Origin of the sequence: Providencia sp. Me31A (genome assembly GCF_050487165.1) — a bacterium.
Taxonomy (GTDB): domain Bacteria; phylum Pseudomonadota; class Gammaproteobacteria; order Enterobacterales; family Enterobacteriaceae; genus Providencia.
In genome coordinates, this window is the sequence record NZ_JBKQGZ010000009.1 from 121195 (window position 1) to 148095 (window position 26901).

23 protein-coding genes and 2 tRNA genes are annotated in these 26901 nt (G+C 43.7%); 20 read left to right on the forward strand and 5 right to left on the reverse strand.

The window, feature by feature from the left end; translation table 11 throughout:
- Window positions 1-21 precede the first annotated feature (21 nt).
- On the reverse strand, window positions 22-993 hold the full coding sequence (gene ispB, locus ACLPIE_RS09200) for an octaprenyl diphosphate synthase (protein ID WP_430261336.1): 972 nt from the start codon (window positions 991-993) through the stop codon (window positions 22-24).
- A 335-nt stretch (window positions 994-1328) separates the two neighbouring features.
- Here ispB and rplU point away from each other — a divergent pair, with 335 nt between their 5' ends.
- The 3 genes from rplU (at window position 1329) to cgtA (ending at window position 3256) form a co-directional block, all read left to right on the forward strand.
- The gene (gene rplU, locus ACLPIE_RS09205) at window positions 1329-1637 is read left to right on the forward strand and encodes a 50S ribosomal protein L21 (protein ID WP_004905925.1); all 309 of its coding nucleotides are present in this window, start codon (window positions 1329-1331) and stop codon (window positions 1635-1637) included.
- A 19-nt stretch (window positions 1638-1656) separates the two neighbouring features.
- Complete coding sequence (gene rpmA / locus ACLPIE_RS09210; RefSeq protein ID WP_004905922.1) at window positions 1657-1914, forward strand: 50S ribosomal protein L27; 258 nt, start codon at window positions 1657-1659, stop codon at window positions 1912-1914.
- Between the two features lie 166 nt (window positions 1915-2080).
- Complete coding sequence (gene cgtA / locus ACLPIE_RS09215; protein ID WP_430261338.1) at window positions 2081-3256, forward strand: Obg family GTPase CgtA; 1176 nt, start codon at window positions 2081-2083, stop codon at window positions 3254-3256.
- Between the two features lie 61 nt (window positions 3257-3317).
- Here cgtA and dacB read toward each other — a convergent pair whose 3' ends face one another.
- On the reverse strand, window positions 3318-4766 hold the full coding sequence (gene dacB / locus ACLPIE_RS09220) for a serine-type D-Ala-D-Ala carboxypeptidase (RefSeq protein ID WP_430261339.1): 1449 nt from the start codon (window positions 4764-4766) through the stop codon (window positions 3318-3320).
- Between the two features lie 246 nt (window positions 4767-5012).
- Between dacB and greA the strand changes: the two genes are divergently transcribed.
- Window positions 5013-5489, forward strand: a complete 477-nt coding sequence (gene greA, locus ACLPIE_RS09225) for a transcription elongation factor GreA (RefSeq protein ID WP_430261340.1) — start codon at window positions 5013-5015, stop codon at window positions 5487-5489.
- A 118-nt stretch (window positions 5490-5607) separates the two neighbouring features.
- Here greA and yhbY read toward each other — a convergent pair whose 3' ends face one another.
- Entirely contained in the window at window positions 5608-5901 is a 294-nt protein-coding gene (gene yhbY, locus ACLPIE_RS09230; protein WP_004905914.1) for a ribosome assembly RNA-binding protein YhbY, read from the reverse strand.
- Between the two features lie 135 nt (window positions 5902-6036).
- Between yhbY and rlmE the strand changes: the two genes are divergently transcribed.
- The 16 genes from rlmE to ACLPIE_RS09310 all read left to right on the forward strand — a co-directional run bounded on the left by rlmE (window position 6037) and on the right by ACLPIE_RS09310 (window position 24178).
- Window positions 6037-6666, forward strand: a complete 630-nt coding sequence (rlmE, locus tag ACLPIE_RS09235) for a 23S rRNA (uridine(2552)-2'-O)-methyltransferase RlmE (protein ID WP_004905912.1) — start codon at window positions 6037-6039, stop codon at window positions 6664-6666.
- A 48-nt stretch (window positions 6667-6714) separates the two neighbouring features.
- Window positions 6715-8697 (forward strand): ATP-dependent zinc metalloprotease FtsH, encoded by a 1983-nt coding sequence (gene ftsH, locus ACLPIE_RS09240; protein WP_430261341.1) that lies wholly within the window; start codon window positions 6715-6717, stop codon window positions 8695-8697.
- 66 nt (window positions 8698-8763) lie between these two features.
- The gene (folP, locus tag ACLPIE_RS09245) at window positions 8764-9600 is read left to right on the forward strand and encodes a dihydropteroate synthase (RefSeq protein ID WP_430261342.1); all 837 of its coding nucleotides are present in this window, start codon (window positions 8764-8766) and stop codon (window positions 9598-9600) included.
- Between the two features lie 4 nt (window positions 9601-9604).
- The gene (glmM, locus tag ACLPIE_RS09250; protein WP_430261343.1) at window positions 9605-10942 is read left to right on the forward strand and encodes a phosphoglucosamine mutase; all 1338 of its coding nucleotides are present in this window, start codon (window positions 9605-9607) and stop codon (window positions 10940-10942) included.
- A 220-nt stretch (window positions 10943-11162) separates the two neighbouring features.
- Complete coding sequence (gene secG / locus ACLPIE_RS09255) at window positions 11163-11507, forward strand: preprotein translocase subunit SecG (RefSeq protein WP_430261344.1); 345 nt, start codon at window positions 11163-11165, stop codon at window positions 11505-11507.
- A gap of 115 nt (window positions 11508-11622) precedes the next feature.
- Window positions 11623-11712, forward strand: a tRNA-Leu gene (locus ACLPIE_RS09260).
- 58 nt (window positions 11713-11770) lie between these two features.
- Window positions 11771-11847, forward strand: a tRNA-Met gene (locus ACLPIE_RS09265).
- A gap of 251 nt (window positions 11848-12098) precedes the next feature.
- Window positions 12099-12551, forward strand: a complete 453-nt coding sequence (rimP, locus tag ACLPIE_RS09270) for a ribosome maturation factor RimP (RefSeq protein WP_430261345.1) — start codon at window positions 12099-12101, stop codon at window positions 12549-12551.
- Window positions 12552-12574: 23 nt separating this feature from the next.
- Entirely contained in the window at window positions 12575-14083 is a 1509-nt protein-coding gene (gene nusA, locus ACLPIE_RS09275; protein ID WP_430261346.1) for a transcription termination factor NusA, read from the forward strand.
- A gap of 23 nt (window positions 14084-14106) precedes the next feature.
- Complete coding sequence (gene infB, locus ACLPIE_RS09280) at window positions 14107-16845, forward strand: translation initiation factor IF-2 (protein WP_430261347.1); 2739 nt, start codon at window positions 14107-14109, stop codon at window positions 16843-16845.
- 86 nt (window positions 16846-16931) lie between these two features.
- Window positions 16932-17342 carry a 30S ribosome-binding factor RbfA gene (rbfA, locus tag ACLPIE_RS09285; RefSeq protein WP_430261349.1) on the forward strand — a complete coding sequence of 137 codons (411 nt, stop codon included), beginning with the start codon at window positions 16932-16934 and terminating at the stop codon, window positions 17340-17342.
- On the forward strand, window positions 17342-18295 hold the full coding sequence (gene truB, locus ACLPIE_RS09290) for a tRNA pseudouridine(55) synthase TruB (protein WP_430261350.1): 954 nt from the start codon (window positions 17342-17344) through the stop codon (window positions 18293-18295). Before rbfA ends, truB begins: the two co-directional genes overlap by 1 nt.
- A 112-nt stretch (window positions 18296-18407) precedes the next feature.
- Window positions 18408-18677, forward strand: coding sequence for a 30S ribosomal protein S15 (rpsO, locus tag ACLPIE_RS09295; RefSeq protein WP_004905890.1), 270 nt, complete (start codon window positions 18408-18410; stop codon window positions 18675-18677).
- Between the two features lie 276 nt (window positions 18678-18953).
- The gene (gene pnp, locus ACLPIE_RS09300) at window positions 18954-21077 is read left to right on the forward strand and encodes a polyribonucleotide nucleotidyltransferase (protein WP_430261352.1); all 2124 of its coding nucleotides are present in this window, start codon (window positions 18954-18956) and stop codon (window positions 21075-21077) included.
- A gap of 93 nt (window positions 21078-21170) precedes the next feature.
- A complete protein-coding gene (gene nlpI, locus ACLPIE_RS09305; RefSeq protein WP_430261354.1) occupies window positions 21171-22088 on the forward strand; it encodes a lipoprotein NlpI in 918 nt (305 codons plus the stop codon).
- 170 nt (window positions 22089-22258) lie between these two features.
- Window positions 22259-24178, forward strand: a complete 1920-nt coding sequence (locus tag ACLPIE_RS09310) for a DEAD/DEAH family ATP-dependent RNA helicase (RefSeq protein ID WP_430261356.1) — start codon at window positions 22259-22261, stop codon at window positions 24176-24178.
- A 254-nt stretch (window positions 24179-24432) separates the two neighbouring features.
- On the opposite strand, the gene btsR is transcribed toward ACLPIE_RS09310, so the two are convergent.
- The gene (btsR, locus tag ACLPIE_RS09315) at window positions 24433-25149 is read right to left on the reverse strand and encodes a two-component system response regulator BtsR (protein ID WP_430261358.1); all 717 of its coding nucleotides are present in this window, start codon (window positions 25147-25149) and stop codon (window positions 24433-24435) included.
- Between the two features lie 18 nt (window positions 25150-25167).
- Window positions 25168-26853 carry a LytS/YhcK type 5TM receptor domain-containing protein gene (locus ACLPIE_RS09320; protein ID WP_430261360.1) on the reverse strand — a complete coding sequence of 562 codons (1686 nt, stop codon included), beginning with the start codon at window positions 26851-26853 and terminating at the stop codon, window positions 25168-25170.
- Window positions 26854-26901: the final 48 nt, after the last annotated feature.

Below are 26901 nucleotides of genomic sequence, written 5' to 3' on the forward strand. Positions count from 1 at the left end.
CTTGAAATGTGCTAATCCGTATTAAGAATGGCGTTGGATTGCTACATGAACCAAGCCAATTAATGCTTCTTTATAGATAGAATCATCAATAACATTTAAAGCGTCAATAGCTTTCTGCGCTTCTTCTTGAGCGCGAGCATAGGTATACTCAAGAGATCCGCAGCGTTTCATCGTGGCAAGAACCGTATCTAATAAATGACGTCCATTGCCTTGTTCGATTGCTTGTCGAATCAAAGCAGATTCTTCTTCGGTACCATGTTGCATTGCATGAAGAAGCGGCAACGTAGGCTTACCTTCATCTAGGTCATCGCCAGTATTTTTACCTAATTGAACGTTATCTGCATCATAATCCAACAAGTCATCAATTAACTGAAAAGCGGTGCCAATGTAGCGACCGTAATCCTGCAATGCTTTTTCTTGCTCAGGTGTTGCATTGGCCAAAATAGCCGATGCATGAGCCGCAGCTTCGAATAAACGTGCTGTCTTACTGTAGATCACTTGCATATAGTTTTCTTCAGTAATATTTGGATCATTACAGTTCATTAATTGTAAAACTTCACCTTCAGCAATCACATTCGTCGCTTCAGACATCAGTTTTAAGACTCGCATGGAGTCGAGATCCGTCATCATTTGGAAAGATCGAGTGTAAATAAAGTCACCGACTAACACACTCGCCGCATTGCCAAAAACGGCATTTGCGGTTTGCTTTCCTCGGCGCATATCAGATTCATCAACGACATCATCATGCAATAAAGTCGCAGTATGAATGAATTCGATCAAAGCGGCCACTTGGGTATGTTTGTGACCAGAATAGCGTAAAGATCGACCAGCGAGTACTGCGATCATTGGTCTGATCCTTTTACCGCCACCACTGATGATGTAATAACCAAGTTGATTAATTAGCGCAACATCTGAATTCAATTGACTGAGAATGGCTTCATTTACTGCTGACATATCCTCAGTTGTTAGTTCAATAATAGATTCTAAATTCATCGTAATTTATTCATATTATTAGTTTTTGGTTCATTCCCTGAAAATAAAAATGGGAGACCGATAGAAACAGTTATGGCATTAGCATAACATTATTAATAATAAGATTATCAGGTGTGATGCAAAAAATGTTTAAATAAGTAACAATATGACTAATAGGCACAAAATTGATAGCCAAAAATAGTTATTAAGAAAAAAGTCATATTTTTTGTCATCTAACCGCATTATTGGCTTGTGTTCTGCTGCTTTTTTGCGTAGAATTCGCGCCCTATTGTGAATATTTTATAGCGTGCTCTGGAATTGAAATATTTAGCGGGTACGCGGAAAGCGGAGTTAATATGTACGCGGTTTTCCAAAGTGGTGGTAAACAACACCGAGTCAGCGAAGGTCAAACTGTCCGCCTAGAAAAGCTGGACATCGCAACAGGTGAGACTGTTGAATTTGATCAAGTTTTAATGGTTGCTAATGGCGATGAGATCCAAATCGGCGCTCCTGTCGTTGAAGGCGTTAAAGTGAAAGCGGAAGTAGTTGCACACGGTCGTGGCGAAAAAGTTAAAATCGTCAAATTCCGTCGTCGTAAACATAGCCGTAAACAACAGGGTCACCGTCAGTGGTTCACTGATGTTAAGATCACTGTCATCGCTTAAGATTTAGGAGAGCAGATTAATGGCACACAAAAAGGCTGGTGGTTCGACTCGTAACGGTCGTGACTCAGAAGCAAAACGTTTAGGTGTTAAACGTTTTGGTGGTGAAGCTGTATTAGCAGGTAGCATCATCGTTCGTCAACGTGGTACTAAATTCCACGCAGGTAACAACGTTGGTTGTGGCCGTGACCACACACTGTTCGCATTAGCGGATGGTAAAGTTAAATTTGAAGTTAAAGGTCCAAACAATCGTAAATTTATCAGCATCGAAGCTGAATAAGTTTTCTGACTTTTAATTTAAAATTAAAGCCCTGCAAAAACCTTTTGCGGGGCTTTTTATATTCAGGCATTGTATTTTTAATAAAATGCCCTCGTATTAAAAAATATGCCATCTCTGAGTAAAACAACCATCCAGCTTTATATGGCTCAGAAACGGAGAGAGAATTATGAAATTTGTAGATGAAGCCAAAATATTAGTCGTGGCAGGAGATGGTGGCAATGGTTGTGTCAGCTTCCGTCGCGAAAAATATATTCCGAAAGGGGGACCTGACGGAGGCGATGGCGGTGACGGTGGTGATGTTTACTTACAAGCAGACGAAAACCTCAACACACTGATTGACTACCGCTTTGAAAAATCATTCCGTGCAGAACGTGGGCAAAATGGCCAAAGTCGTGAATGTACAGGTAAACGTGGTCAAGATATTACAGTTAAAGTCCCTGTAGGAACGCGTGTACGCGATTTAGGGACCAATGAAGTACTATGTGATATGACGCGTCATGATCAACGTCACATGGTCGCTAAAGGCGGTTTTCATGGTCTTGGAAATACCCGTTTTAAATCTTCAGTAAATCGCGCTCCACGTCAACGTACCATGGGAACGAAAGGGGAAACTCGCGAAATACTGTTAGAACTGATGCTGCTAGCGGATGTGGGTATGTTAGGTATGCCAAATGCAGGCAAATCGACCTTCATTCGTTCAGTTTCAGCGGCAAAACCAAAAGTTGCAGATTATCCATTTACCACATTGGTTCCAAGCTTGGGCGTGGTGCGTATGGATAACGAGCAAAGCTTTGTGGTTGCGGATATTCCAGGGTTAATAGAAGGCGCAGCGGAAGGGGCGGGTCTTGGGATCCAATTCCTGAAACATTTAGAGCGTTGCCGTGTTCTACTTCACTTGATCGACATTTGCCCGATCGATGAATCTGATCCTGTTGAAAATGCGAAGATAATCATCAGTGAATTAGAAAAGTACAGCGAAAAACTGGCAGCAAAACCGCGTTGGTTAGTTTTCAATAAGATAGATATCTTAGGTGAAGAAGAATCCGCGCAGCGTGCAGCAGAAATTGCCAAAGCGATGGGCTGGGAAGATAAATTCTACATGATTTCAGCGGTTAACCACGAAGGTGTGAAAGCACTGTGTTGGGACATTATGGAATTCATGAATACACAGCCACGGGATATGGCAACCACTGAAGATGCACAGCAACCCGAAAAAGTCGAGTTTATGTGGGATGATTACCACAAAGAACAACTGTCTGGCGCTGAAGATCTAGACGATGATTGGGATGATGACTGGGACGAAGATGACGACGAAGGCGTCGAAATCATTTACCAAAAATGATCCATCATAGAAAAACAAAAAGGCGCTTTCGCGCCTTTTTTAATGACTAAATGGAAAATGATCAGTTTTTCTGATATAGATCTTTATATAGACGACTTTCGAACCGAACGAGTGGAACACGACGACTACGTTGCTGGCTCTGTGGTACTGTATAAGCAGAAATAAACTGAACAAAAGCCACTCGCTGCCCACTCGCCGTAGTAATAAAACCTGCGAGGTTATAAACCCCTTGTAATGCCCCTGTTTTTGCTGAAACTTTGCCATTAACCCCCGCTTCATCAAGACCGCCACGGTAACGTAATGTACCATCGTGACCTGCGAGAGGGAGCATTGAGATAAAATCGAGCTGTTGATCGTTTTTAGCGATAAACTGCAAAATGTCCATCATAGTTGCGGGGGTGATCAAATTATGACGGGATAACCCAGATCCATCCACCATCACCGTATTACCAAGATCGATCCCGGCTTTTTGCTTTAACACTTGTCTGACTGCATCCGATCCTGAACGCCAAGTTCCAGGTACACCATAATATTCACGCCCAATGGTACGAAAAACGGTATCCGCTATCATATTATCGGATTTCTTTAGCATCACTTTTAACAAGTCATGCAGTGGCTTCGATTCGGTCTTGACTAATACTTGTGATTGAGCAACAGGCAATGTACGTTTTTTGACATGACCAGTCAGTTCAATCCCCGCTGTAGTGAGCTCATTTTTGACAATTGCACCAGAGTAACTCGCCCCATTTTGTACAGCAAAAGCAAGGGGAAGTGGGTCACTACGCTGAGTTAAACATCCTGTTAACGTATAACGATTTAGCTCTCCGGGAACGACATCTAGCTCACAGTAGCGGGCCTCAGGTGACCCTTTGGCTAATGTCTTAACTTCACTAAACATATTAACAGGGTAAAAATTAGCAGTTTTGATAAACGCTAAATCTCCTGCTTTTTCAGCAGGATATAGGGATACAGAAAAGCAATTACGATCAATGATTGCGGCAGCAGGAGGTGCACTGAAGCATTGTGTCATATCATTCCAAACCCAGCCCGGTGCTTTATCATGGCTAGTAAAGGCGGAGATATCGACAATTAAATCACCGTCAACTTTATGGATGCCAAGTTGCTTTAACGCATTGGTCATATTGCGAATTTGTTGACGTGTGAGTGTAGGATCGCCACTAAAACGGATTACTAAATCCCCTGATAGGGTATTATTATTCAGCTTAGCGCTCGTTTCAAAATTGGTGACAAAACGATAGTCTGGCCCCAATTGCAACAGTGCTGCAAGGGCAGTAACCACTTTCTGAGTACTTGCAGGAAGTGCCATCTGTTGTGCATTATAATCAATTAATGGGGTGTTACTTCCCACTTTTTGCGCGACCAGAGCAAGGTTAGTGCCATCAGGTAAATACTGTTTGTATTCATCGACGGGGATAGCGATAGCTCGGCCACTTGCTAAGATGATGCCTAAAGGTATGATCCATTTTCTGGTTAAAGTTAATAATGACATATATTTCACGCATTAGGGTGGACATATTGCACATACTAAAGTGTAATGCCCAATAAAGTAAACGGGTGACCTGTTATTAAGTCTCCGTTAAAATAGCGTACATTATGATAAGATAAATGAGTACATAAGTCTGATTGCGTTTTTTTTACCTAGAACCCCCGTCTTTATGGTGGTGTTCGGTGTGCTGTTGTTACAAAATCAGGAAGATACTTATTTTTAGATAGGATTGAACCGAGGTATTTATTAATGAAACAAATTCCGATGACAGTACTTGGTGCGAACCTGCTCAGAGAAGAGCTTGAATTCCTAAAATCTGTCCGTCGCCCAGAAATTATTGCGTCGATTGCCGAAGCTCGTGAACACGGTGACTTAAAAGAAAATGCGGAATACCATGCAGCACGTGAACAACAAGGTTTCTGCGAAGGCCGTATTCAAGAAATCGAATCAAAACTTTCGCACGCACAAGTAATTGATGTGACAAAAATGGTCAATAATGGTCGTGTGATCTTTGGTGCAACAGTAACAGTATTAAATGTTGATACAGACGAAGAGTTAACGTATCGCATCGTTGGTGATGATGAGGCTGACATTAAGGTTAACCTTATTTCTGTTAATTCACCGATAGCTCGTGGTTTAGTGGGGAAAGAGGTTGATGATGCAGTATCGATTAAAACCCCAGGTGGCGATGTAGAGTTCGAAATTCTTAAAGTTGAGTATATCTGATTCCTATTTCACTGAATTGGTTATATTATTTCTCCGATTTAAAGAAAAAGGCCGCAGGCGGCCTTTTTCAACGTATAAAACATGCATTCAATGGCATTTTTATATAAATGATAGGGGATTATTTAGGTAAAATGATTTTGCGGTCTGCCGAAGGACGGTAGATGACAAGAATTTTACCGATGATTTGTACATTTACTGCACCAGTTTCGCGAACAATCGCATCAGCGATCAAATTTTTAGTATCACGGTCTTCGCCTGCGATCTTGACTTTGATAAGCTCATGATGTGCTAATGAGAGTTCAATCTCAGCCAAAACACCTTCGGTTAAACCATTGTTGCCGATCATAACAACAGGGTTTAAATGGTGAGCGAGACTTTTTAGGTGCTGAATTTGTTTTTTATTAAGATTCATTGATTTTTTGCTTGGTTAGTATTGAAAATGGCTTATTCTACCGCCATCTGATATCTATCACCATCAATTATATCTTTTTGATGGTAAAGAAGCAGCAAGTTAGGTGAAGTTCTTTTAGTATAGTTGGAAAGCACAATGGCCAATAAAAAACGTTCGGCAAGCTCAAGTCGCTGGTTGCAAGAGCATTTTAGTGATAAATATGTTCAGCAAGCACAAAAAAAAGGGCTACGCTCGCGTGCATGGTTTAAACTGGAAGAAATCCAGCAAGGTGATAAAATTTTTAAACCAGGTATGACCGTTGTTGATTTAGGAGCAGCCCCTGGTGGTTGGTCGCAATATGTTGTTAGCCAAATAGGTCATAATGGGCGGGTTATTGCTTGTGACTTATTGCCGATGGACCCAATCGTTGGCGTTGATTTCCTGCAAGGGGATTTTCGCGATGAGGCTGTTCTCGCCGCTTTGTTAGAACGCGTTGGCGACAAAAAAGTACAGGTGGTCATGTCTGACATGGCGCCAAATATGAGTGGGACACCAGCGGTTGATATTCCTCGCTCTATGTATCTAGTTGAATTAGCATTGGATATGTGCCGTGCTGTATTGGCGCCTGGGGGGAGTTTCATTGTTAAAGTGTTTCAGGGAGAAGGCTTTGACGATTACCTTAGGGATATCCGCTCCCTGTTTACGAAAGTAAAAGTTCGTAAACCCGAATCTTCGCGGGCACGGTCACGTGAAGTATACATTGTAGCGACAGGACTAAAACTATAGTACCCTGAGCGTTATTTGTTAACACAGTTGTAATATGAGGTTAATCCCTTGAGTGACATGGCGAAAAACCTGATTCTCTGGTTAGTCATCGCAGTTGTTCTGATGTCCTTGTTCCAGAGTTTTGGCCCAAGCGATTCGAATAGTCGCAGAGTTGATTATTCAACGTTTATCAATGAGTTAGCCCAGGACCAGGTACGTGAAGTTCGTATCACAGGTCGTGAATTGAACGTCAGAAAGGCTGATAATAGCCGTTATACAACTTATCTTCCTATGCAGGATGAGAAGCTGTTAGACACCATGCTGAATAAGCATGTGACTGTCGTTGGTGAACCACCAGAAGAACCTAGCTTACTGACATCTATCTTTATTTCCTGGTTCCCAATGCTTCTGCTGATTGGGGTCTGGATTTTCTTTATGCGCCAAATGCAAGGTGGCGGCGGCAAGGGAGCGATGTCATTTGGCAAAAGTAAAGCTCGCATGCTGACAGAAGATCAGATCAAAACAACATTTGCTGATGTGGCTGGGTGTGATGAAGCTAAAGAAGAAGTGGGAGAAATCGTAGACTTTTTACGTGAACCCGCGCGCTTCCAAAAACTTGGCGGTAAAATTCCAAAAGGTGTCCTGATGGTAGGGCCTCCTGGTACAGGTAAAACCTTACTGGCGAAGGCTATTGCAGGCGAAGCTAAAGTTCCATTCTTTACAATTTCCGGTTCAGATTTCGTGGAAATGTTCGTGGGTGTGGGAGCTTCTCGTGTTCGTGATATGTTCGAACAAGCTAAAAAAGCCGCGCCTTGTATCATCTTTATTGACGAAATCGATGCGGTTGGTCGTCAACGTGGCGGTGGTTTCGGCGGCGGTGGTCACGATGAACGCGAACAAACATTGAACCAGATGTTGGTTGAAATGGACGGTTTTGAAGGTAATGAGGGTATTATCGTCATTGCAGCAACTAACCGTGCAGACGTACTTGACCCTGCATTATTACGTCCAGGTCGTTTTGACCGTCAGGTTGTTGTTGGCTTGCCGGATGTTCGTGGTCGTGAACAAATTCTGAAAGTGCATATGCGTCGTGTTCCATTAGACCCAAATGTAGATACGTTTATTTTGGCACGTGCAACACCAGGTTTCTCTGGTGCAGAACTGGCTAACCTTGTGAATGAGGCTGCGCTTTTTGCAGCACGCGATAACAAACGTGTTGTTTCAATGGTTGAGTTGGAAAAAGCACGAGATAAGGTTTGGCTAGGTGCTGAGCGTCGTTCTCTGATGATGACGGAAGAAGAAAAGGAATCAACGGCTTATCATGAAGCAGGGCATATGATCGTTGGTTATTTAATGCCTGAGCATGATCCTGTTCATAAAGTCTCTATTGTTCCGAGAACTAAAGCGTTGGGCGTTGCATTCTTCCTACCGGAAAATGATGATGTCAGCTTGAGCCGATTGAAAATTGAAGGAAATATTGCGACCCTTTACGCTGGACGTATCAGTGAAGAATTAATCTACGGTAAAAATAAAGTTACTACAGGTGCTTCACACGATATTCAAGTTGCAACAAGTTACGCTCGTAACATGGTAACGCAATGGGGATTCTCTGAGCGTGTCGGAGTCATGCAATGTTTCCGTGAAGATGGTCAGACTTATTTAGGCCGAGCCGCTGCCAATGGTGCAACAATTTCTGATGAAACTGCTCGCATTGTTGACGAAGAAATCAAGCTTATCCTAGATACTTGTTATCAATTATCTTATAAAACGCTAGTCGATAATATGGATATTTTGCATGCAACCAAAGATGCATTATTACAATATGAAACGATTGATATGCCGATGATTGATGATTTGATGAACCGTCGTCCAGTTCGTGCTCCAGCAGGTTGGGATGAAGACAAAAAAGTGAATAACGTTACAGGTTCATTTGGTAATGCAGTACCAAAAACAGAATCTGAATCTGAAACGAACAAGCCTCAGTCTGAAAATTCGAGCAATCATACTGATGAATCTAATTCATCGGATAATAACGACAGCAAGCCACAATAAGCTGTTGTGACATAAATAATAAGAGCCCCAGTTCGCTGGGGTTTTTTTCGTTAAGGAAAAATAACAATGCAAATCAAAGCGAGAGGCAGTGTCCTTGACTTATCGACTCCACAGGTGATGGGGATTCTGAATGTTACTCCTGATTCATTTTCAGATGGTGGCACTCATAATCGTTATCTTGATGCGATAGACCACGTGGCAAAAATGGTGCAAGAAGGGGCGACTATTATTGATATTGGTGGCGAGTCGACTCGCCCTGGTGCTGCGGACGTCTCTGTGAGTGAAGAACTTGATAGGGTGATCCCTGTTGTGGAGGCGATTGCCCAACGTTTTGATGTGTGGATTTCTGTTGATACCTCGAAAGCAAAAGTTATGTCTGAAGCCGCAAAAGCGGGGATGCATATTATCAATGATATCCGCTCATTACATGAGCCTGATGCGTTAGCCGTTGCCGCTAAAACCGGGTTACCGGTGTGTATTATGCATATGCAAGGCCAGCCTAGAACAATGCAAGAAGCGCCAAATTATGAAAATGTGGTACGTGAGGTTCAGGAGTATTTAGCCGCTGAAATTGCACGTTGTGTTGCTGCTGGAATTGAAAGACAACAAATAATCCTTGATCCAGGCTTTGGATTTGGTAAGAACTTGTCGCATAATTACCAGTTATTGGCAAACTTAGAACAATTTCATAATTTCGGACTACCGCTATTGGCAGGGATGTCACGTAAATCTATGATTGGACAATTATTGAATGTTCCACCACAAGAACGCCTCGCAGGTAGCCTAACTTGTGCTGTGATTGCAGCAATGCAAGGAGCGCACATCATCCGAGTTCATGATGTCCGAGAAACAGCGCAGGCAATGCAAGTGGTGCAGCTGACTATGTCAAAAAAGGAAATGTAAGCGTATGAGCGACCGTAAATATTTTGGTACTGATGGTATTCGTGGCAAAGTGGGTGATAGCCCAATTACCCCTGATTTTGTTTTGAAATTAGGTTGGGCGGCAGGGAAAGTATTGGCCCGTCATGGCTCACGCAAAATTATTATTGGTAAAGATACGCGTATTTCTGGCTATATGCTGGAGTCTTCTTTAGAAGCAGGGTTAGCCGCAGCAGGTTTATCCGCCTCTTTTACGGGTCCAATGCCGACACCGGCAGTAGCTTATTTAACTCGAACCTTCCGCGCTGAAGCTGGCATTGTTATTTCTGCGTCTCATAACCCATATTATGATAATGGGATCAAGTTCTTTTCTATTGATGGAACTAAACTTCCTGATGAAGTTGAAGAAGCTATTGAAGCCGAGATGGAAAAGCCGATTACTTGCGTTGAGTCGGCCGAACTAGGTCGCGCGAACCGCATTGTTGATGCAGCTGGCCGCTATATTGAATTTTGTAAAGGCACATTCCCAAATGAGCAAAGTTTATCTAGTTTAAAAATTGTCATTGACTGTGCTAATGGTGCAACCTATCACATCGCACCAAATGTGTTCCGTGAATTAGGTGCAGAGGTCATCACTATCGGTTGCGATCCTAACGGGATCAACATCAACGAAGAGTGCGGTGCTACAGATGTTCGTCAGCTACAGCAAAAAGTGCTGGAAGAAAAAGCGCATGTGGGCTTAGCATTTGATGGCGATGGTGACCGTATTATCATGGTTGACCACCTTGGTGAAAAAGTCGATGGCGACCAAATCCTGTTTATTATTGCTCGAGAAGCGCTCCGCCAAGGCCAGCTAAAAGGCGGTGTAGTCGGTACATTGATGAGCAACATGGGACTAGAGATCGCACTGAAACAGCTTGGTATTCCATTTGAGCGAGCGAAAGTGGGTGATCGCTATGTACTCGAAAAATTACAGGAAAAAAGCTGGCGTATGGGGGCTGAAAACTCAGGCCATGTGATTTTATTAGATAAAACAACCACCGGTGACGGTATTGTCGCAGGCTTACAAGTATTAAGCGCGATGGTACGCAACCATATGAGCTTACATGACTTATGCAGCGGTATGAAATTATTGCCTCAAGTGTTAGTCAATGTCCGTTTCAAAGGTAAGCACGACCCATTACAGAGTGATGCAGTGGTTACTGCGAACGAAGAAGTGGAAAAACAATTGGCTGGAAAAGGGCGTGTGTTACTGAGAAAATCGGGAACAGAACCGTTAATTCGAGTCATGGTTGAAGGCGAAAATGAAGCAGATGTGACAGCGATGGCGAATCGTATTGCGGATGCTGTTAAGGCTGCGGGTTAATTGCTCTGGATGAAGCTGAGCAATATTTCGATGATTTGTTGATTTTTTCTACAAATAATCAAATGACGGCAAATTAGACTTGCTTGTCGGCTCAGCTTTAGTTAGTATTCGCACCTGCTCAATCTCTGCAAAGGCATTCCTTAGCAGGTGAAAATGAGTAAGTGTGCAGTAAAAAGGTCATAGCATCAGGCTATGCACCGCAACTGAATAGGTAACTCAAATGTACATAGCTCTTTTAATTGTTTTCTTGCTAGCGGCTATCGGGCTTATTGGTCTGGTTATGTTACAGCAAGGTAAAGGTGCTGACATGGGTGCATCATTCGGTGCGGGCGCTTCTGCGACACTGTTTGGTTCATCGGGTTCAGGTAATTTCATGACCCGCATGACTGGGATCTTGGCTGCTGTGTTTTTCATCATCAGTTTAATACTTGGCAACATGACTGCTAACAAGTACGGAACTGGTAGTGGTAGTAAGTGGGAAAACATTAGTGAACCTACTAAAGTCGAGCAACCAACAGACGTTCCGGCAGCACCAGCTACACCAACGAGCGATATTCCTCGTTAAGTGTTAGAGATTCCGAATGAAGGCAGCTAATGCCATCATTAAGCAGTAAACTCAGAAATGAGTAAGAAATTAGAATTTGAGGTTATTGATTAAATATTGATAACCTCGCCTCAGTGCCGAGGTGGTGAAATTGGTATACACGCTACCTTGAGGTGGTAGTGCCTACAAAACGGGCGTACGGGTTCAAGTCCCGTCCTCGGCACCATTATTTTAGATGGCTTGTGATTTATAAGTTATCTGTGTAGAATATATCATGTTTCGAACGCGGGATGGAGCAGCTTGGTAGCTCGTCGGGCTCATAACCCGAAGGTCGTCGGTTCAAATCCGGCTCCCGCAACCATTTCTTATTCAACATACCATGTCAGCATTTTAGTTTATAGCAATTATCCGGTGTAGTAATCAGTGCAGTTATCTTTATAGCTCTCAAAATTTCTCATCGATTTCTCTAGACTTTGCAGGTATAATAAGAATATGGTGAACCCGTGTACTACAGGGTCCAGTTGCAAAAGCCCCGAATTTCGGGGTTTTTTGTTATTTGACAATCGAATTAACTGGGCTTTTATAGCCCTTTTTTTATGTCTGGGGGTGGGCTTGTCCACATTAGAACAGAAATTAACAGAGATGATTTCAGCACCTGTGGAGGCGCTAGGCTTTGAATTTGTTGGCTTAGAGTTTATCCGTGGCCGCACATCGACACTGCGTGTCTTCATTGATAGTGAAGAAGGCATCACTGTTGATGATTGTGCTGATGTCAGCCATCAGGTAAGTGCAGTATTGGATGTCGAAGATCCAATTTCTGTCATTTATAACCTTGAAATATCGTCACCGGGGCTTGAACGTCCATTATTCACCGTGGCTCACTATGAGCGTTTTATAGGGGAAGAGGTGGCGTTGACGTTACGTATAGCAATGCAGAACCGCCGCAAATGGCAAGGCATTATTAAAGCGGTAGACGGTGAAATGATTACGGTTACTGTAGATGGTAAGGATGAGGTGTTCGCCCTCGGCAACATCCAGAAAGCTAACTTGGTACCCCACTTTTAATTAAGTTCAATGAGGCAACTAGGATGAATAAAGAAATTCTGGCTGTTGTAGAAGCGGTTTCTAACGAAAAATCCCTCCCTCGTGAAAAAATCTTCGAGGCTCTGGAAACTGCATTAGCGACGGCGACTAAAAAGAAATATGAACAAGAAATCGATGTACGTGTTGAAATCGACCGTAAATCAGGTGATTTTGATACATTCCGTCGTTGGTTAATTGTTGAAGAAGTGACAATGCCAACACGTGAAATCACTTTAGAAGCAGCGCAATATGAAGATCCAGCGTTAAAACTTGGTGAGTATGTTGAAGACCAAATTGAGTCTGTTGTGTTTGACCGTATTACAACACAAACAGCAAAACAAGTTATTGTACAGAAAGTTCGTGAAGCTGAACGTGCAATGGTTGTTGACCAATTCCGTGAGCAACAAGGTGAAATTATCACTGCTCAAGTGAAAAAAGTTAACCGTGAAAATATCACGTTAGATTTAGGTAATAACGCTGAAGCTGTTATCTTGCGTGAAGATATGTTACCACGTGAAAACTTCCGCCCAGGTGACCGTATTCGCGGAGTCCTGTATGATGTTCGTCCAGAAGCCCGTGGCGCACAACTTTTCGTGACCCGTTCTCGCCCTGAAATGTTGGTTGAATTATTCCGCATTGAAGTGCCAGAAATTGGCGAAGAAATTATTGAAATTAAAGCGGCCGCGCGCGATCCAGGTTCTCGTGCGAAAATCGCAGTAAAAACTAACGACAAACGTATCGACCCTGTTGGTGCTTGTGTTGGTATGCGTGGTGCGCGAGTTCAAGCGGTCTCTAGTGAATTAGGCGGCGAGAGAATTGATATTGTGTTATGGGATGATAACCCAGCTCAATTCGTTATTAATGCAATGGCTCCGGCTGATGTTGCATCTATCGTGGTCGATGAAGACAAATGCACGATGGATGTTGCCGTAGAAAGCAGCAACTTAGCACAAGCAATTGGACGTAATGGTCAAAATGTTCGTTTAGCTGCTCAGTTGTTGAAAAAACACCGTGGTGATGACAAATGGGAATTGAATGTCATGACCGCAGAAGAGCTGAATGCAAAACATCAGGCAGAAGCACATGCTTCTATTGACACATTCACCAAGCATCTTGATATTGATGAAGAGTTCGCCACTGCACTTGTTGAAGAAGGCTTCTCGACGTTAGAAGAACTGGCATACGTGCCTATTAATGAACTTCTGGAAATTGATGGTCTTGACGAAGAGACCGTTGAAGTTCTACGTGAAAGAGCGAAAGCGGCCCTCACCACGATTGAATTGGCTCAAAAAGAGAGCCTAGGTGATAATCAGCCAGCAGAAGAATTGTTGAATCTTGAAGGTATGGATCGTACTCTTGCCTATAACTTGGCGACTCGCGGTATCTGTACACTGGAAGATCTTGCTGAGCAGGGCATCGACGACCTGATTGATATCGAAGGTCTGGATGATGAGAAAGCAGGTACGCTCATCATGGCCGCACGTAATATTTGCTGGTTCGGTAACGATGCGTAAACACTGTAGCAGGAAGGAACGGCATGACAGAAACTGTAAAAACATTGGCAACGGAAATTCAAACCACAGTTGATCGCCTGGTACAGCAATTTGCTGAAGCAGGGATCAAAAAAGGTGAGAATGACTCTGTTAGCCAGTCAGAAAAAGAAGCTTTACTGAACCACTTAAACCGTGAACAAGGCGGTGCAGCGGGTCAGCCAAGCAAATTGACACTACAGCGTAAAACTCGTAGCACGCTGAGCGTCCCCGTCACCGGTGGCAAAAGCAAATCGGTAAATGTTGAAGTCCGCAAAAAACGCACTTATGTGAACCGTGACGCTGAAGAAGCAAAAGCGGAAGAACAGGCGCAGCGTGAAGCGGAAGAGCAGGCACAGCGCGAAGCTGAAGAACTGGCACAACGTCAAGCAGAAGCAAAACGTTTAGCAGAAGAAGCTGCAAAACGTGAAGTGGAAGAAAAGGCAAAACGTGAAGCCGAAGAAAAAGCAAAACGTGAAGCAGCAGATAAAGCGACGCGCGAAGCAGCGGAAAGAGAAAAAGTGAAACCAAGCGAAAATCAACAAAAAGCAGGCAAGGCTCCAGAAAGCAATGCCGACAAACAACGCCGTGAAGCCGAAGCTGCGGAATTAAAGCGCAAAGCGGAAGAAGAAACTCAACGTAAAGTTGAAGCTGAAGCACGTCGCGTTGCTGAAGAAGCTCGTAAAATGGCTGAAGAAAACGGCGAGAAATGGACTGCTGATACGAAAACTGAAGAAGACAGCGATTATCACACAACCACTTCAACGCACGCTCGCGCTGCTGAAGATGAAAGTGATGAGAAAGAAGAAGGCCGTCGTTCTCGTAATCGTACAGCGAAAGCGCCTCGTCAGAAAAAAGGTAACAAGCTTTCTGAGAAAGCAGACCGTGAAGAAGAGCGTGCTGCGGGTCGTTCAGGTCGTACTAAAGGTAAACAGCGTAAAGGTAGCTCTTTACAGCAAAGCTTTACTAAGCCAGCAGCAGCGGTTAACCGCGATGTTGTGATTGGCGAGACTATCACCGTGGGTGAACTCGCAAATAAAATGGCGGTAAAAGGTTCTCAAGTCATCAAAACGATGATGAAGATGGGCGCTATGGCGACTATCAACCAAGTGATTGACCAAGAAACTGCACAGTTAGTGGCAGAGGAAATGGGCCACAAAGTTATTCTGCGTCGTGAGAATGAGTTAGAAGAAGCGGTAATGAATGACCGTGACACAGGGTCTGCGCTTCAAGAGCCACGTGCACCAGTTGTGACCATTATGGGTCACGTTGACCACGGTAAAACGTCACTTCTGGACTATATCCGTTCAACGAAAGTCGCATCAGGGGAAGCGGGTGGTATTACTCAGCACATCGGTGCTTACCACGTGCAAACTGACAAAGGTATGATTACCTTCTTAGATACCCCAGGTCACGCCGCGTTTACTTCAATGCGTGCTCGTGGTGCTCAGGCGACAGATATTGTTGTATTGGTGGTTGCAGCTGACGATGGTGTAATGCCACAAACAATTGAAGCTATCCAGCACGCAAAAGCGGCGGGTGTGCCAATTGTTGTTGCAGTAAACAAAATTGATAAACCAGAAGCTGATCCAGATCGCGTAAGAAATGAGCTGTCTCAATACGGTGTTATTTCCGAAGATTGGGGTGGTGATACACAGTTTATTAGTGTTTCTGCTAAAAAAGGTACCGGTATTGATGAGCTGCTTGATGCTATTTTACTGCAAGCTGAAGTTTTAGAGCTCAAAGCGGTATATGCAGGTATGGCAAGCGGTGTGGTTGTTGAGTCTTATCTGGACAAAGGCCGCGGCCCAGTTGCAACAATCCTGGTTCAAGAAGGTACATTGAACAAAGGCGATATCGTCCTGTGTGGTTTCGAATATGGCCGTATTCGTGCAATGCGTAACGAATTAGGTAAAGAAGTTCAATCTGCAGGTCCTTCAATGCCTGTTGAGATTTTAGGTTTATCTAACGTGCCTTCGGCGGGTGATGAAGCCACCGTTGTACGTGACGAGAAAAAAGCACGTGAGGTTGCCCTGTACCGTCAAGGCAAATTCCGTGATGTTAAATTAGCTCGCCAGCAGAAATCTAAACTGGAAAACATGTTTGCTAACATGGAAGAAGGTAAAGTATCTGAGCTGAACATCGTTCTGAAAACCGACGTTCAAGGTACTTGTGAAGCGATTACTGACTCTTTAATGAAGCTGTCGACTGATGAAGTTAAAATTAAGATCATCGGTTCTGGTGTTGGTGGTATCACTGAAACTGACGCAACATTAGCTGCGGCATCGAATGCGATTATCCTAGGCTTCAACGTACGTGCAGATGCATCGGCACGCCGTGTGATTGAAAGTGAAAGCGTTGACTTACGTTACTACTCTGTTATCTATAGCTTGATTGATGAAATCAAACAAGCGATGAGTGGTATGTTAGCACCTGAGTACAAACAGCAAATTATTGGCCTTGCAGAAGTTCGTGATGTGTTCAAATCACCGAAATTCGGTGCAGTTGCTGGTTGTATGGTTACTGAGGGTACCATTAAACGTAATAACCCAATCCGTGTATTACGTGATAACGTTGTCATCTATGAAGGTGAATTAGAATCACTGCGTCGCTTTAAAGATGACGTTAATGAAGTTCGTAACGGTATGGAATGTGGTATCGGTGTTAAGAATTACAACGACGTTCGCGTCGGTGATATGATCGAAGTCTTCGAAATCATTGAAGTTAAACGTTCTATCGACGGTTAATTTTGTGAAAGCCCACGAAGTATCGTGACTACAAAATAGTGTTAATAAGGGGGCGATTGCCCCCTTTATTGTCAGGAGACATAACGATGGCAAAAGAATTCAGTCGTGCTCAGCGCGTTGCGCAAGAGATGCAAAAAGAAATTGCGATCATTTTACAGCGTGAAATCAAAGATCCGCGTATTGGTATGGCAACCGTGTCAGGCGTCGAGTTATCTCGCGACCTTGCATACGGTAAAGTTTTTGTGACCTTTTTTAATATCGCAAATGATAAAAGCGAAGAAGAGATGGTTACGGATGGCATCAAAGCATTAAATGAAGCATCGGGTTTCATTCGTTCATTAATTGGTAAAGCAATGCGCTTGCGTATCATTCCAGAGCTAACATTTGAATATGATAACTCGTTAGTTGATGGCATGCGTATGTCTAATCTGGTATCGAATGTTATTCGCCATGACGAAGAGCGTCGTGCTGATACCGATAGTAAAGAGGAAAAATAATGGGGCGTCGTCGTAGCGGGCGTAATATTGACGGCGTTGTGCTGTTAGATAAACCCACCGATATTTCCTCAAATGATGCGCTGCAAAAAGTGCGGCGCTTTTTTAATGCTAACAAGGCAGGACATACAGGCGCACTCGATCCATTAGCGACGGGTATGTTGCCAATTTGCCTAGGTGAAGCGACAAAGTTTTCCCAATTTTTACTCGACTCGGATAAACGTTATCGTGTGATTGCTCGTTTAGGGCAACGCACCGATACATCAGATTCTCATGGCGAAATCATCAGTGAGCGTAACGTAAAGTTTACACAACAGCAACTGAATGATGCTTTAGAATTTTTCCGTGGCGATACTTTGCAAGTCCCATCCATGTACTCAGCTTTAAAGCATCAAGGTCGCCCATTGTATGAATATGCACGTAAAGGGATTACCGTTGAGCGTGAAGCACGCCCGATCACTGTGTATGAACTACAGTTTATTCGTTTAGAAAATAATGAGTTAGAACTGGAAATTCATTGCTCAAAGGGTACTTATATTCGTACGATTATTGATGATTTAGGTGAAATGCTAGGCTGTGGTGCACATGTGATTTATCTACGTCGTGTGCAAGTGGCGAATTACCCTTATGCACGGATGGTAACGTTAGAGCAGTTAGCCGCTTTGCGTGCGCAAGTGGATGCCGGTGAAGGTTCCTTTGAGTCTTTACTCGATAGCTTGTTGTTACCAATGGATACCGCAGTTGTTCATTTTCCAGCAATAAATATTTCTGAAGAAACAGCGGCTTACTTTAAGCAGGGGCAACCAGTTAGAGCCAATGTGCAAGGCCTTGCAGAGGGCTGCATGGTGCGAGTGACTTGTGGTGATAAACAGCAGTTTATTGGTATTGCTTTGATTAGTGAAGACGGACGTGTAGCCCCCAAACGTTTGGTTGTGGAAAATGAACAATCCGCATAATGGCGCTTATTGCTTTGCTGCTTCAAGCAGCGTAGAATAGCGGCGCTTAATCTTGAGATGCTAAATTAGAGATTGGCTCTCATCACTTACATAAATCATTTTGGAGTTTATTATGTCTCTAAGTAATGAAGCGAAAGCTAAAATCGTTGCTGAGTTCGGCCGCGGTGAAAATGACACTGGTTCAAGCGAAGTTCAAATCGCTCTGCTGACTGCACAAATCAACCACCTGCAAAGCCACTTTGCAGAGCACAAAAAAGATCACCACAGCCGTCGTGGTCTGCTGCGTATGGTTGCTCAGCGTCGTCGCTTACAAGCTTACTTGAAAGGTAAAGATATCGCGCGCTACACAGCTCTGATCGAGCGTCTGGGTCTGCGTCGTTAATCTCGTCAGTTTCAGAGGAAAGGGGCCTATTGGCCCCTTTTCTTCTAAAAGTTATTTTGAAAGTTGAAGTAATTCTCGAATTGTACTTAACTTAAATGCTAAGCTATAGATCGTAATTAGTTGTTTTGTTAAAGCCTCTTCGCTGCATCCGATTCGCGCGGCTAATGAGAGAGTTGATCATTTGAATATCAATATTCTCATTAGTCGCGAGGCTGTAGGAAGAGTAAACCAATGCTACCCGAGATGCTCAGGTGGCCTTACAAAAAGGGTAATATTGTGTTAAATCCTATTGTTCGTAAATTCCAGTATGGTCAACATACCGTCTCCATTGAAACTGGTATGATTGCGCGTCAAGCATCTGCCGCTGTTATGGTTAATATGGATGACACTGCGGTATTTGTAACTGCGGTTGCTCAGAAAAAAGTGAAAGAAGGCCAAGACTTCTTCCCTTTAACGGTTAACTATCAAGAGCGTACATATGCAGCTGGCCGTATCCCTGGTAGCTTCTTCCGTCGTGAAGGTCGTCCTGGTGAAGGTGAGACGCTGATCGCTCGCTTGATTGACCGTCCACTGCGCCCTCTGTTCCCAGAAGGCTTCTATAATGAAATTCAAATCATTGCGACCGTTGTTTCTGTTAACCCACAAGTTAACCCAGACATCGTTGCGATGATTGGCGCATCAGCTGTATTAGCGCTGTCCGGTGTTCCATTCAATGGCCCAATCGGTGCTGCACGTGTTGGTTTTATCAATGACCAATATGTTCTGAACCCAACAGCAGATGAGCTGAAAAACAGCCGTTTAGATTTAGTGGTTGCAGGTACTGATAACGCCGTATTAATGGTTGAATCTGAAGCTGACTTGTTAAGTGAAGAACAAATGTTAGGTGCGGTGGTATTTGGCCACGAGCAACAACAAGTTGTTATTCAAAACATCAATGAGTTAGTGAAAGAAGCAGGTAAAGAGAAATGGGATTGGCAACCTGAGCCAGTTAACCAAGCTTTGCATGACCGCGTTGCTGCATTAGCAGAAAGCCGTATGGGTGATGCATACCGTATTACTGAGAAACAAGAACGTTACGCACAAGTTGACTTAATCAAAGAAGAAGTCACTGCCGTGTTAGTTGCTGAAGATGAAAACGTTGATGTTTCTGAAGTTAGTGACATTTTAGCTAACTTAGAAAAACAAGTGGTTCGTAGCCGTGTTATTCGTGGTGAACCACGTATCGATGGTCGCGAAAAAGATATGGTTCGTGCACTGGATGTACGTACTGGCGTTCTGCCACGTACTCACGGTTCTGCGTTGTTCACTCGTGGTGAAACTCAGGCGTTAGTGACGGCAACATTAGGTACAGAGCGTGATGCACAGGTTATCGACCAATTAATGGGCGAGTACACTGACCGCTTCTTATTCCATTACAACTTCCCTCCATACTCTGTTGGTGAAACGGGGATGGTTGGCTCACCAAAACGTCGTGAAATTGGCCATGGCCGTTTAGCGAAACGCGGTGTGTTAGCCGTCATGCCTAATCATGCTGATTTCCCATACACAGTACGTGTGGTGTCTGAGATTACTGAATCTAACGGTTCATCTTCAATGGCATCTGTTTGTGGTGCGTCACTTGCTCTGATGGATGCGGGTGTACCAATTAAAGCGGCTGTTGCTGGTATTGCGATGGGGCTGGTGAAAGAAGGTGACGATTTCGTTGTTCTGTCCGACATCTTAGGTGATGAAGACCACTTGGGTGATATGGACTTTAAAGTGGCAGGTAGCCGTGAAGGTATCAGCGCACTACAAATGGACATCAAAATCGAAGGTATCACTAGCGAGATCATGCAAGTTGCTCTGAACCAAGCTAAAGGTGCTCGTTTGCACATTCTTGGTACAATGGAACGTGCAATCAATGGTCCACGTGAAGAAATCTCTGAATTTGCGCCACGTATTTATACTATTCGTATCAATCCAGACAAGATCAAAGATGTCATTGGTAAAGGTGGTTCTGTTATCCGTGCGTTAACGGAAGAAACGGGGACTACTATTGAAATCGAAGATGATGGTACTGTGAAGATTGCTGCAACAGATGGTATTAAAGCGAAAGAAGCTATTCGTCGCATCGAAGATATCACTGCTGAAGTTGAAGTTGGCCGTATTTATCCAGGTAAAGTGACCCGTATCGTTGATTTCGGTGCATTCGTTGCTATCGGTGGCGGTAAAGAAGGTCTGGTACATATTTCTCAAATCGCAGATAAGCGTGTTGAGAAAGTGACTGATTATCTACAAATGGGTCAAGAAGTTCCTGTTAAGGTATTAGAAATCGACCGTCAAGGCCGTATTCGCCTTAGCATGAAAGAGGCGGTAGCAACTGAAGAACAAGGTTCGCAACCACAGGACTCAGCGGAGTAAGCTGACCGAACGGCGTCCTATTGATTTAGGGCGCTATCAGCCCAATTTGCACAAGCCATTATTTGTAAAATCGTGGTAATGTAAGGACGGAGTATGCTGAACAGTATCTGTCTTCGGGTGAGAGATTATCGCACGTTACCGCGTGTGCTCTTGGCGCTTATCTTTTTTGTTATTATTGGATGTAGTAGCAAAGATTGGCGAAAGAACGAGGTTTTTGCCGTTCCACTCCAACCTTCATTGCAACAAGAAGTTATATTGGCACGTATGGAACAAATCCTTGCGAGCCGATCTTTAACCGATGATGAATACGCACAGCTTTTATATGAGCGCGGTGTGTTGTATGATAGTCTAGGTTTAAGGGCGCTGGCGCGTAATGATTTTTCGACTGCGTTAGCCATACGTCCTGATATTCCTGAAGTTTTTAATTTTTTAGGGATATATTTTACGCAGGCAGGCAATTATGATGCTGCCTATGAAGCGTTTGATTCTGTTTTAGAGCTTGATCCAACTTACAATTTCGCGCGGATGAATCGTGGCATCGCTTTATATTACGGTGAACGGTACAAACTAGCGCAGGATGATCTGCTGGCGTATTATCAGATAGATCCAAATGATCCTTTTCGTACTCTGTGGCTTTATCTCGTAGAAAAAGACATAGACCCGCGTATGGCGCAAGATAATCTTGCCGCCCGCTACAACCAAGCGGAGAAAGGGCAATGGGGCTGGAATATCGTAGAATTCTATCTTGGCAATATCAATGAAACAACATTGATGGAGCGCTTGAAAGAAACATCTACGGATAACACTTCGCTCGCTGAGCATCTCAGTGAAACTAACTTCTATTTAGGTAAACATTACCTAAGTCTGGGGGATAAGGATAGCGCAGTTGCGTTATTCAAACTGACGGTAGCTAACAACGCTCACAGCTTTGTTGAACACCGCTATGCATTGTTGGAATTGGCGCTGTTAGGCCAAGAACAAGACGACCTTTTAGAATCGGGCCAGCAATAGCTGACGAACATTTCACGATAATTTTTTAAGTCATCATCCCTTGGGATGACGGCCTGTTTGTTCGTTTAATAAACACAATTTGAGCCAGTTCACATTTTAAATGAAAATGACCGAAATGATTTTCCCATGGTTATGTAAACTGGCTGCCATTAAGTATGAGGCACCTTTACATGACTACTGAGACCGATATTTCTTTTGCTGAGTTAGGTTTATCAGCATCTATTTTGACAGCACTGAATGACCTGGGATACGAAAAACCATCTCCAATCCAGCAACAATGTATTCCATTGTTAATGGATGGCAATGATGTATTAGGTATGGCACAAACAGGTAGCGGTAAAACTGCTGCATTTAGTTTGCCATTACTGCATAACATTGACCCAGATTTGAAAGCTCCGCAAATTTTAGTTCTGGCACCAACTCGTGAGTTGGCTGTTCAGGTTGCTGAAGCGATGAGCGATTTTTCTAAACATATGAACCGTGTTAACGTGGTTGCCTTATATGGTGGTCAGCGTTATGACGTTCAATTACGTGCGTTACGTCAAGGCCCACAAGTGGTTGTTGGGACGCCAGGTCGTCTTCTTGACCACCTGAAACGCGGCACGTTAGATCTCTCTAAATTAAAAGGCTTAGTGTTAGACGAAGCCGATGAAATGCTGCGAATGGGCTTTATTGAAGATGTTGAAAACATCATGAGCCAAATTCCAGCAGAGCACCAAACTGCGCTGTTCTCTGCAACGATGCCAGAGCCAATTCGCCGTATTACCCGTCGCTTTATGAAAGAGCCGAAAGAAATTCGTATTCAGGCTAGTATTACGACACGTCCAGACATTGCTCAAAGCTATTGGACAGTGTACGGAATGCGCAAAAATGAAGCACTGGTACGTTTCTTAGAAGCGGAAGATTTTGATGCGGCGATTATTTTCGTCCGTACCAAAAATGCAACATTAGAAGTCGCGGAAGCGTTAGAGCGCAATGGCTACAACAGCGCCGCACTGAATGGCGATATGAACCAAGCACTGCGTGAGCAAACTCTGGAGCGCTTAAAAGATGGTCGTTTAGACATCTTGATTGCAACTGACGTTGCAGCGCGCGGTTTGGATGTTGAGCGTATTAGCTTAGTTGTTAACTATGATATCCCAATGGATGCTGAATCCTATGTTCACCGTATTGGTCGTACAGGCCGTGCGGGTCGTGCAGGTCGTGCGTTACTGTTTGTTGAGAACCGTGAACGTCGTTTGCTGCGTAATGTTGAACGTACGATGAAACTGACTATTCCTGAAGTGGAATTACCAGATGCAGATCTGTTGAGCAAACGTCGTCAGGCGAAATTCGCTGAGAAAATTCAGCAGCAATTAGAAAGCAGCGATTTAGATCAATATCGTTCACTGTTAGCGAAAATGTCCCCATCAGAAGATGTAGACATGGAAACTTTAGCCGCAGCATTGTTGAAAATGGCACAAGGCGAACGTGCTTTGATCCTGCCTCCAGATGCTCCGCGTCGTCCTCGTCGTGAATTCAACGACCGTGATGATCGTCGTGGTGACCGTCGTGACCGCAATGGTAATGGTTTTGACCGTGCAGAACGTGGTGAGCGTGGTGGTCGTCGCGAGCGTCGCGATGTTGGTGATATGGAAATGTACCGTATCGAAGTGGGTCGCGATGATGGTGTTGAAGTTCGTCATATCGTAGGTGCGATTGCTAACGAAGCGGATATCAGCAGCCGTTATATTGGTAATATCAAATTGTACGGAACTCACTCGACAATTGAATTACCAAAAGGTATGCCAACTGACGTGCTAACCCATTTAAGTCGTGCTCGTATTTTGAATAAGCCAACGCAAATGCAACTGATTGGTGATGCACAACCATTTGAACGTCGTGGTGGTAGTGAGCGTCGTGGTGGCCCACGTCGTGAAGGCGGCAGCGAAGGTGGTTTCGGTGCAGGTCGTCGTAATGATCGTGGTGGCGAGCGTCGTGGCGGTGGTGAACGCCGTGGCGGTGGTAACCGTGACCGTGGTAACTCAGCACCTCGCCAAGATGGTACCAATGCAGCTCCTCGTCGTCGTAGCAGCAGCCATAACGCGTAATTGTTAGATTTTAGGGAATTTAATTCCTAATAAAATGAAACCCGCATTTCTTGGGAGTGCGGGTTTTTGTTTAGCCATTCTGGCCTAAGTATATCGTCTTGATAACGCTTAGGATATTTCTAATATTATTCTTGTGGATGATAGAGGTCGCTCATCAACAAACTCTGCTGCTTGAATACTACTCATTAAATAGATTTTAAAAAATTTATTATTAATTTATACACCAAATTTATTCGTGATAAGTGGAAGGGCATTTAAGCTAACCCCAATGCCTCTTTTAGTGGTTTGAGATAACGGCGGCTAACGGGAATATGCTCACCGGAACTCAGTACTAACTCAGCTTGCCCGTTATCGCCAAACAGAATTTCATTTAACTGGGTCATATTGACCAGATACTGGCGGTGGCAGCGTACCAATGGCGTGCGCATTTCTAATGTGCGTAATGTGAGTTCCGTAAACCCTTCTTGTCCTTGCGTGCTCATAACATACACACCACTCATACGTGAAGTGGCATATAATACTTCATCAAGTTTCATCAAGTAAATGCGGCTATGCCCTGTGCATGGGATGAATTTCAGCGGTTCATTGTTGCTAAGAAGTTCAAGATTTTGCTTTTGTTTGCCTTGGCGTAGGCGATTCAAGGTTTTTTCTAGTCGTTCTGTTTCAAGGGGCTTTAACAAGTAATCAAATGCATGTTCTTCAAAAGCTTGAATAGCAAACTCATCAAACGCAGTAAGAAAGACAATATAAGGGCGGTCTTCTGGATCTAACATGCGCACCATTTCTAGGCCTGTTAAGCGTGGCATTTGAATATCAAGAAAAACGACATCAGGCTTTTTTTTGTGAATTATCCCAATCGCTTCAATCGCATTGGCACATTCACCAATAATTTCAATATCATCGTGCCCTTCGAGTAGGCAACGCACGTTTTCACGTGCCAGAGGTTCATCATCAACAATTAATACATTCATAAGGTTACATTATCATTGTTATGGTGCCACTAAATATGGCAGGCGAATTTTCATTCGAGTGAATTTTTCTGGCTCATGCTCTACACTGATGCCGTATTGTTCGCCATATTTTAAACGCAAGCGTTTATCGACTAAGCCCATCCCTAAGCCATCACTTTGTTTTGCGGGTTGGTAGAGTCCCGCGTTATCTTCTATTTCAATATAGACATGTTCGCTACCGATATAACTACGTATTGTAATATATCCAGTCTCTAATAACTGTGAGGTGCCGTGTTTAATTGCATTTTCAACAAGGGGTTGCAAGGTAAATGCAGGAAGTTCGACATGTTTAACTGCATCAGGAATTTCGATGTGGATTTGTAAGTTTTCCTGAAAACGGGCTTTTTCGATTTGTAGGTAAGCATTGATATGTTCGATTTCTTCACCGAGAGTGGAGTTTTGTTCAGGCCGCTTTAGATTATTACGAAAAAAGGTCGAAATATATTGCACTAATTGCCCTGCTTGCTGGCTATCTTTACGGATAACAGCTTGTAGTGTATTGAGAACATTAAATAAAAAGTGAGGGTTCACTTGCGCGTGAAGGAGTTTCACTTCAGACTGAAGTAATGACTGTTTATTGCGCTCATATTGCCCCGCTAAAATTTGTGCCGAAAATAGGCTGGCAATGCCTTCACCCAATGTACGATTTATTGAGCTAAACAAGCTATTTTTCGCTTCATAAAGTTTAATGGTACCAATGACCTTTTCATTTTCGCCACGTAATGGGATCACGAGTGCAGAACCGAGTTTACAAGTGGGACTCAATGAGCACTTATAAGGGGTCTCATTTCCGTCTGCATAGACGACTTCATTATTATCAATCGCTTGTTTCGATTGACTTGAGGAGATCGATGTCCCGGGCCGATGATGGTCAGCGCCAATGCCAATAAAAGCGAGAATTTTTTCGCGATCAGTGATAGCGACAGCACCAATTTCCAATTCTTGGTAAATAATTTTAGCGACTTTCATGCTGTTATCCGCATTGAAGCCTTTGCGCAAGATACCTTCGGTCGTTAAGGCTATTTTAAGTGCTTGAGCGGAAAATGCGGTGGTGTACTTTTCAACAATTGCGCGCCTATCGAGGAGAATTCGAATAAACATCGCTGAACCGATGGTATTAGCAACTAACATTGGCGCAACGATGCTTCTAACCAACTCGACGGCTTCATCGAATGGGCGGGCAAGCAAAAGAATAATCAGCATTTGCAGCAGCTCCGCAACAAAGGTTGCGCAACTTGCAGTTACTGGGTTAAAAATTTTATTAATTTCACCACGTTTCATGTAATAGCGATGGACTAGCCCGCCAATTAAGCCTTCGACAATGGTAGATACCATGCAGGCAAATGCGCTCATTCCGCCTAAGGAATATCTGTGGAGCCCGCCTGTAAAGCCAACCGCAAAACCGACGCCTGGACCACCTAATAACCCGCCAAGTACAGCGCCGATGGCACGAGTATTAGCAATGGAATCATTGATATGTAACCCAAAATAGGTGCCGATGATACAAAAGACAGAGAAAATAAGGTAGCACATCACTTTATGAGGTAAGCGGATAGTGACCTTTAGAAGTGGGATAACTAGCGGTGTACGACTAAGTGCCCAAGCAATAACAAGGTAGACGCACATTTGCTGGAGTAATAGTAATATTAAGTCAAATTCATACATGTTCGTTATATTTCACATTGTGGGGGTGTTGACTTCGTCATCTTGCCC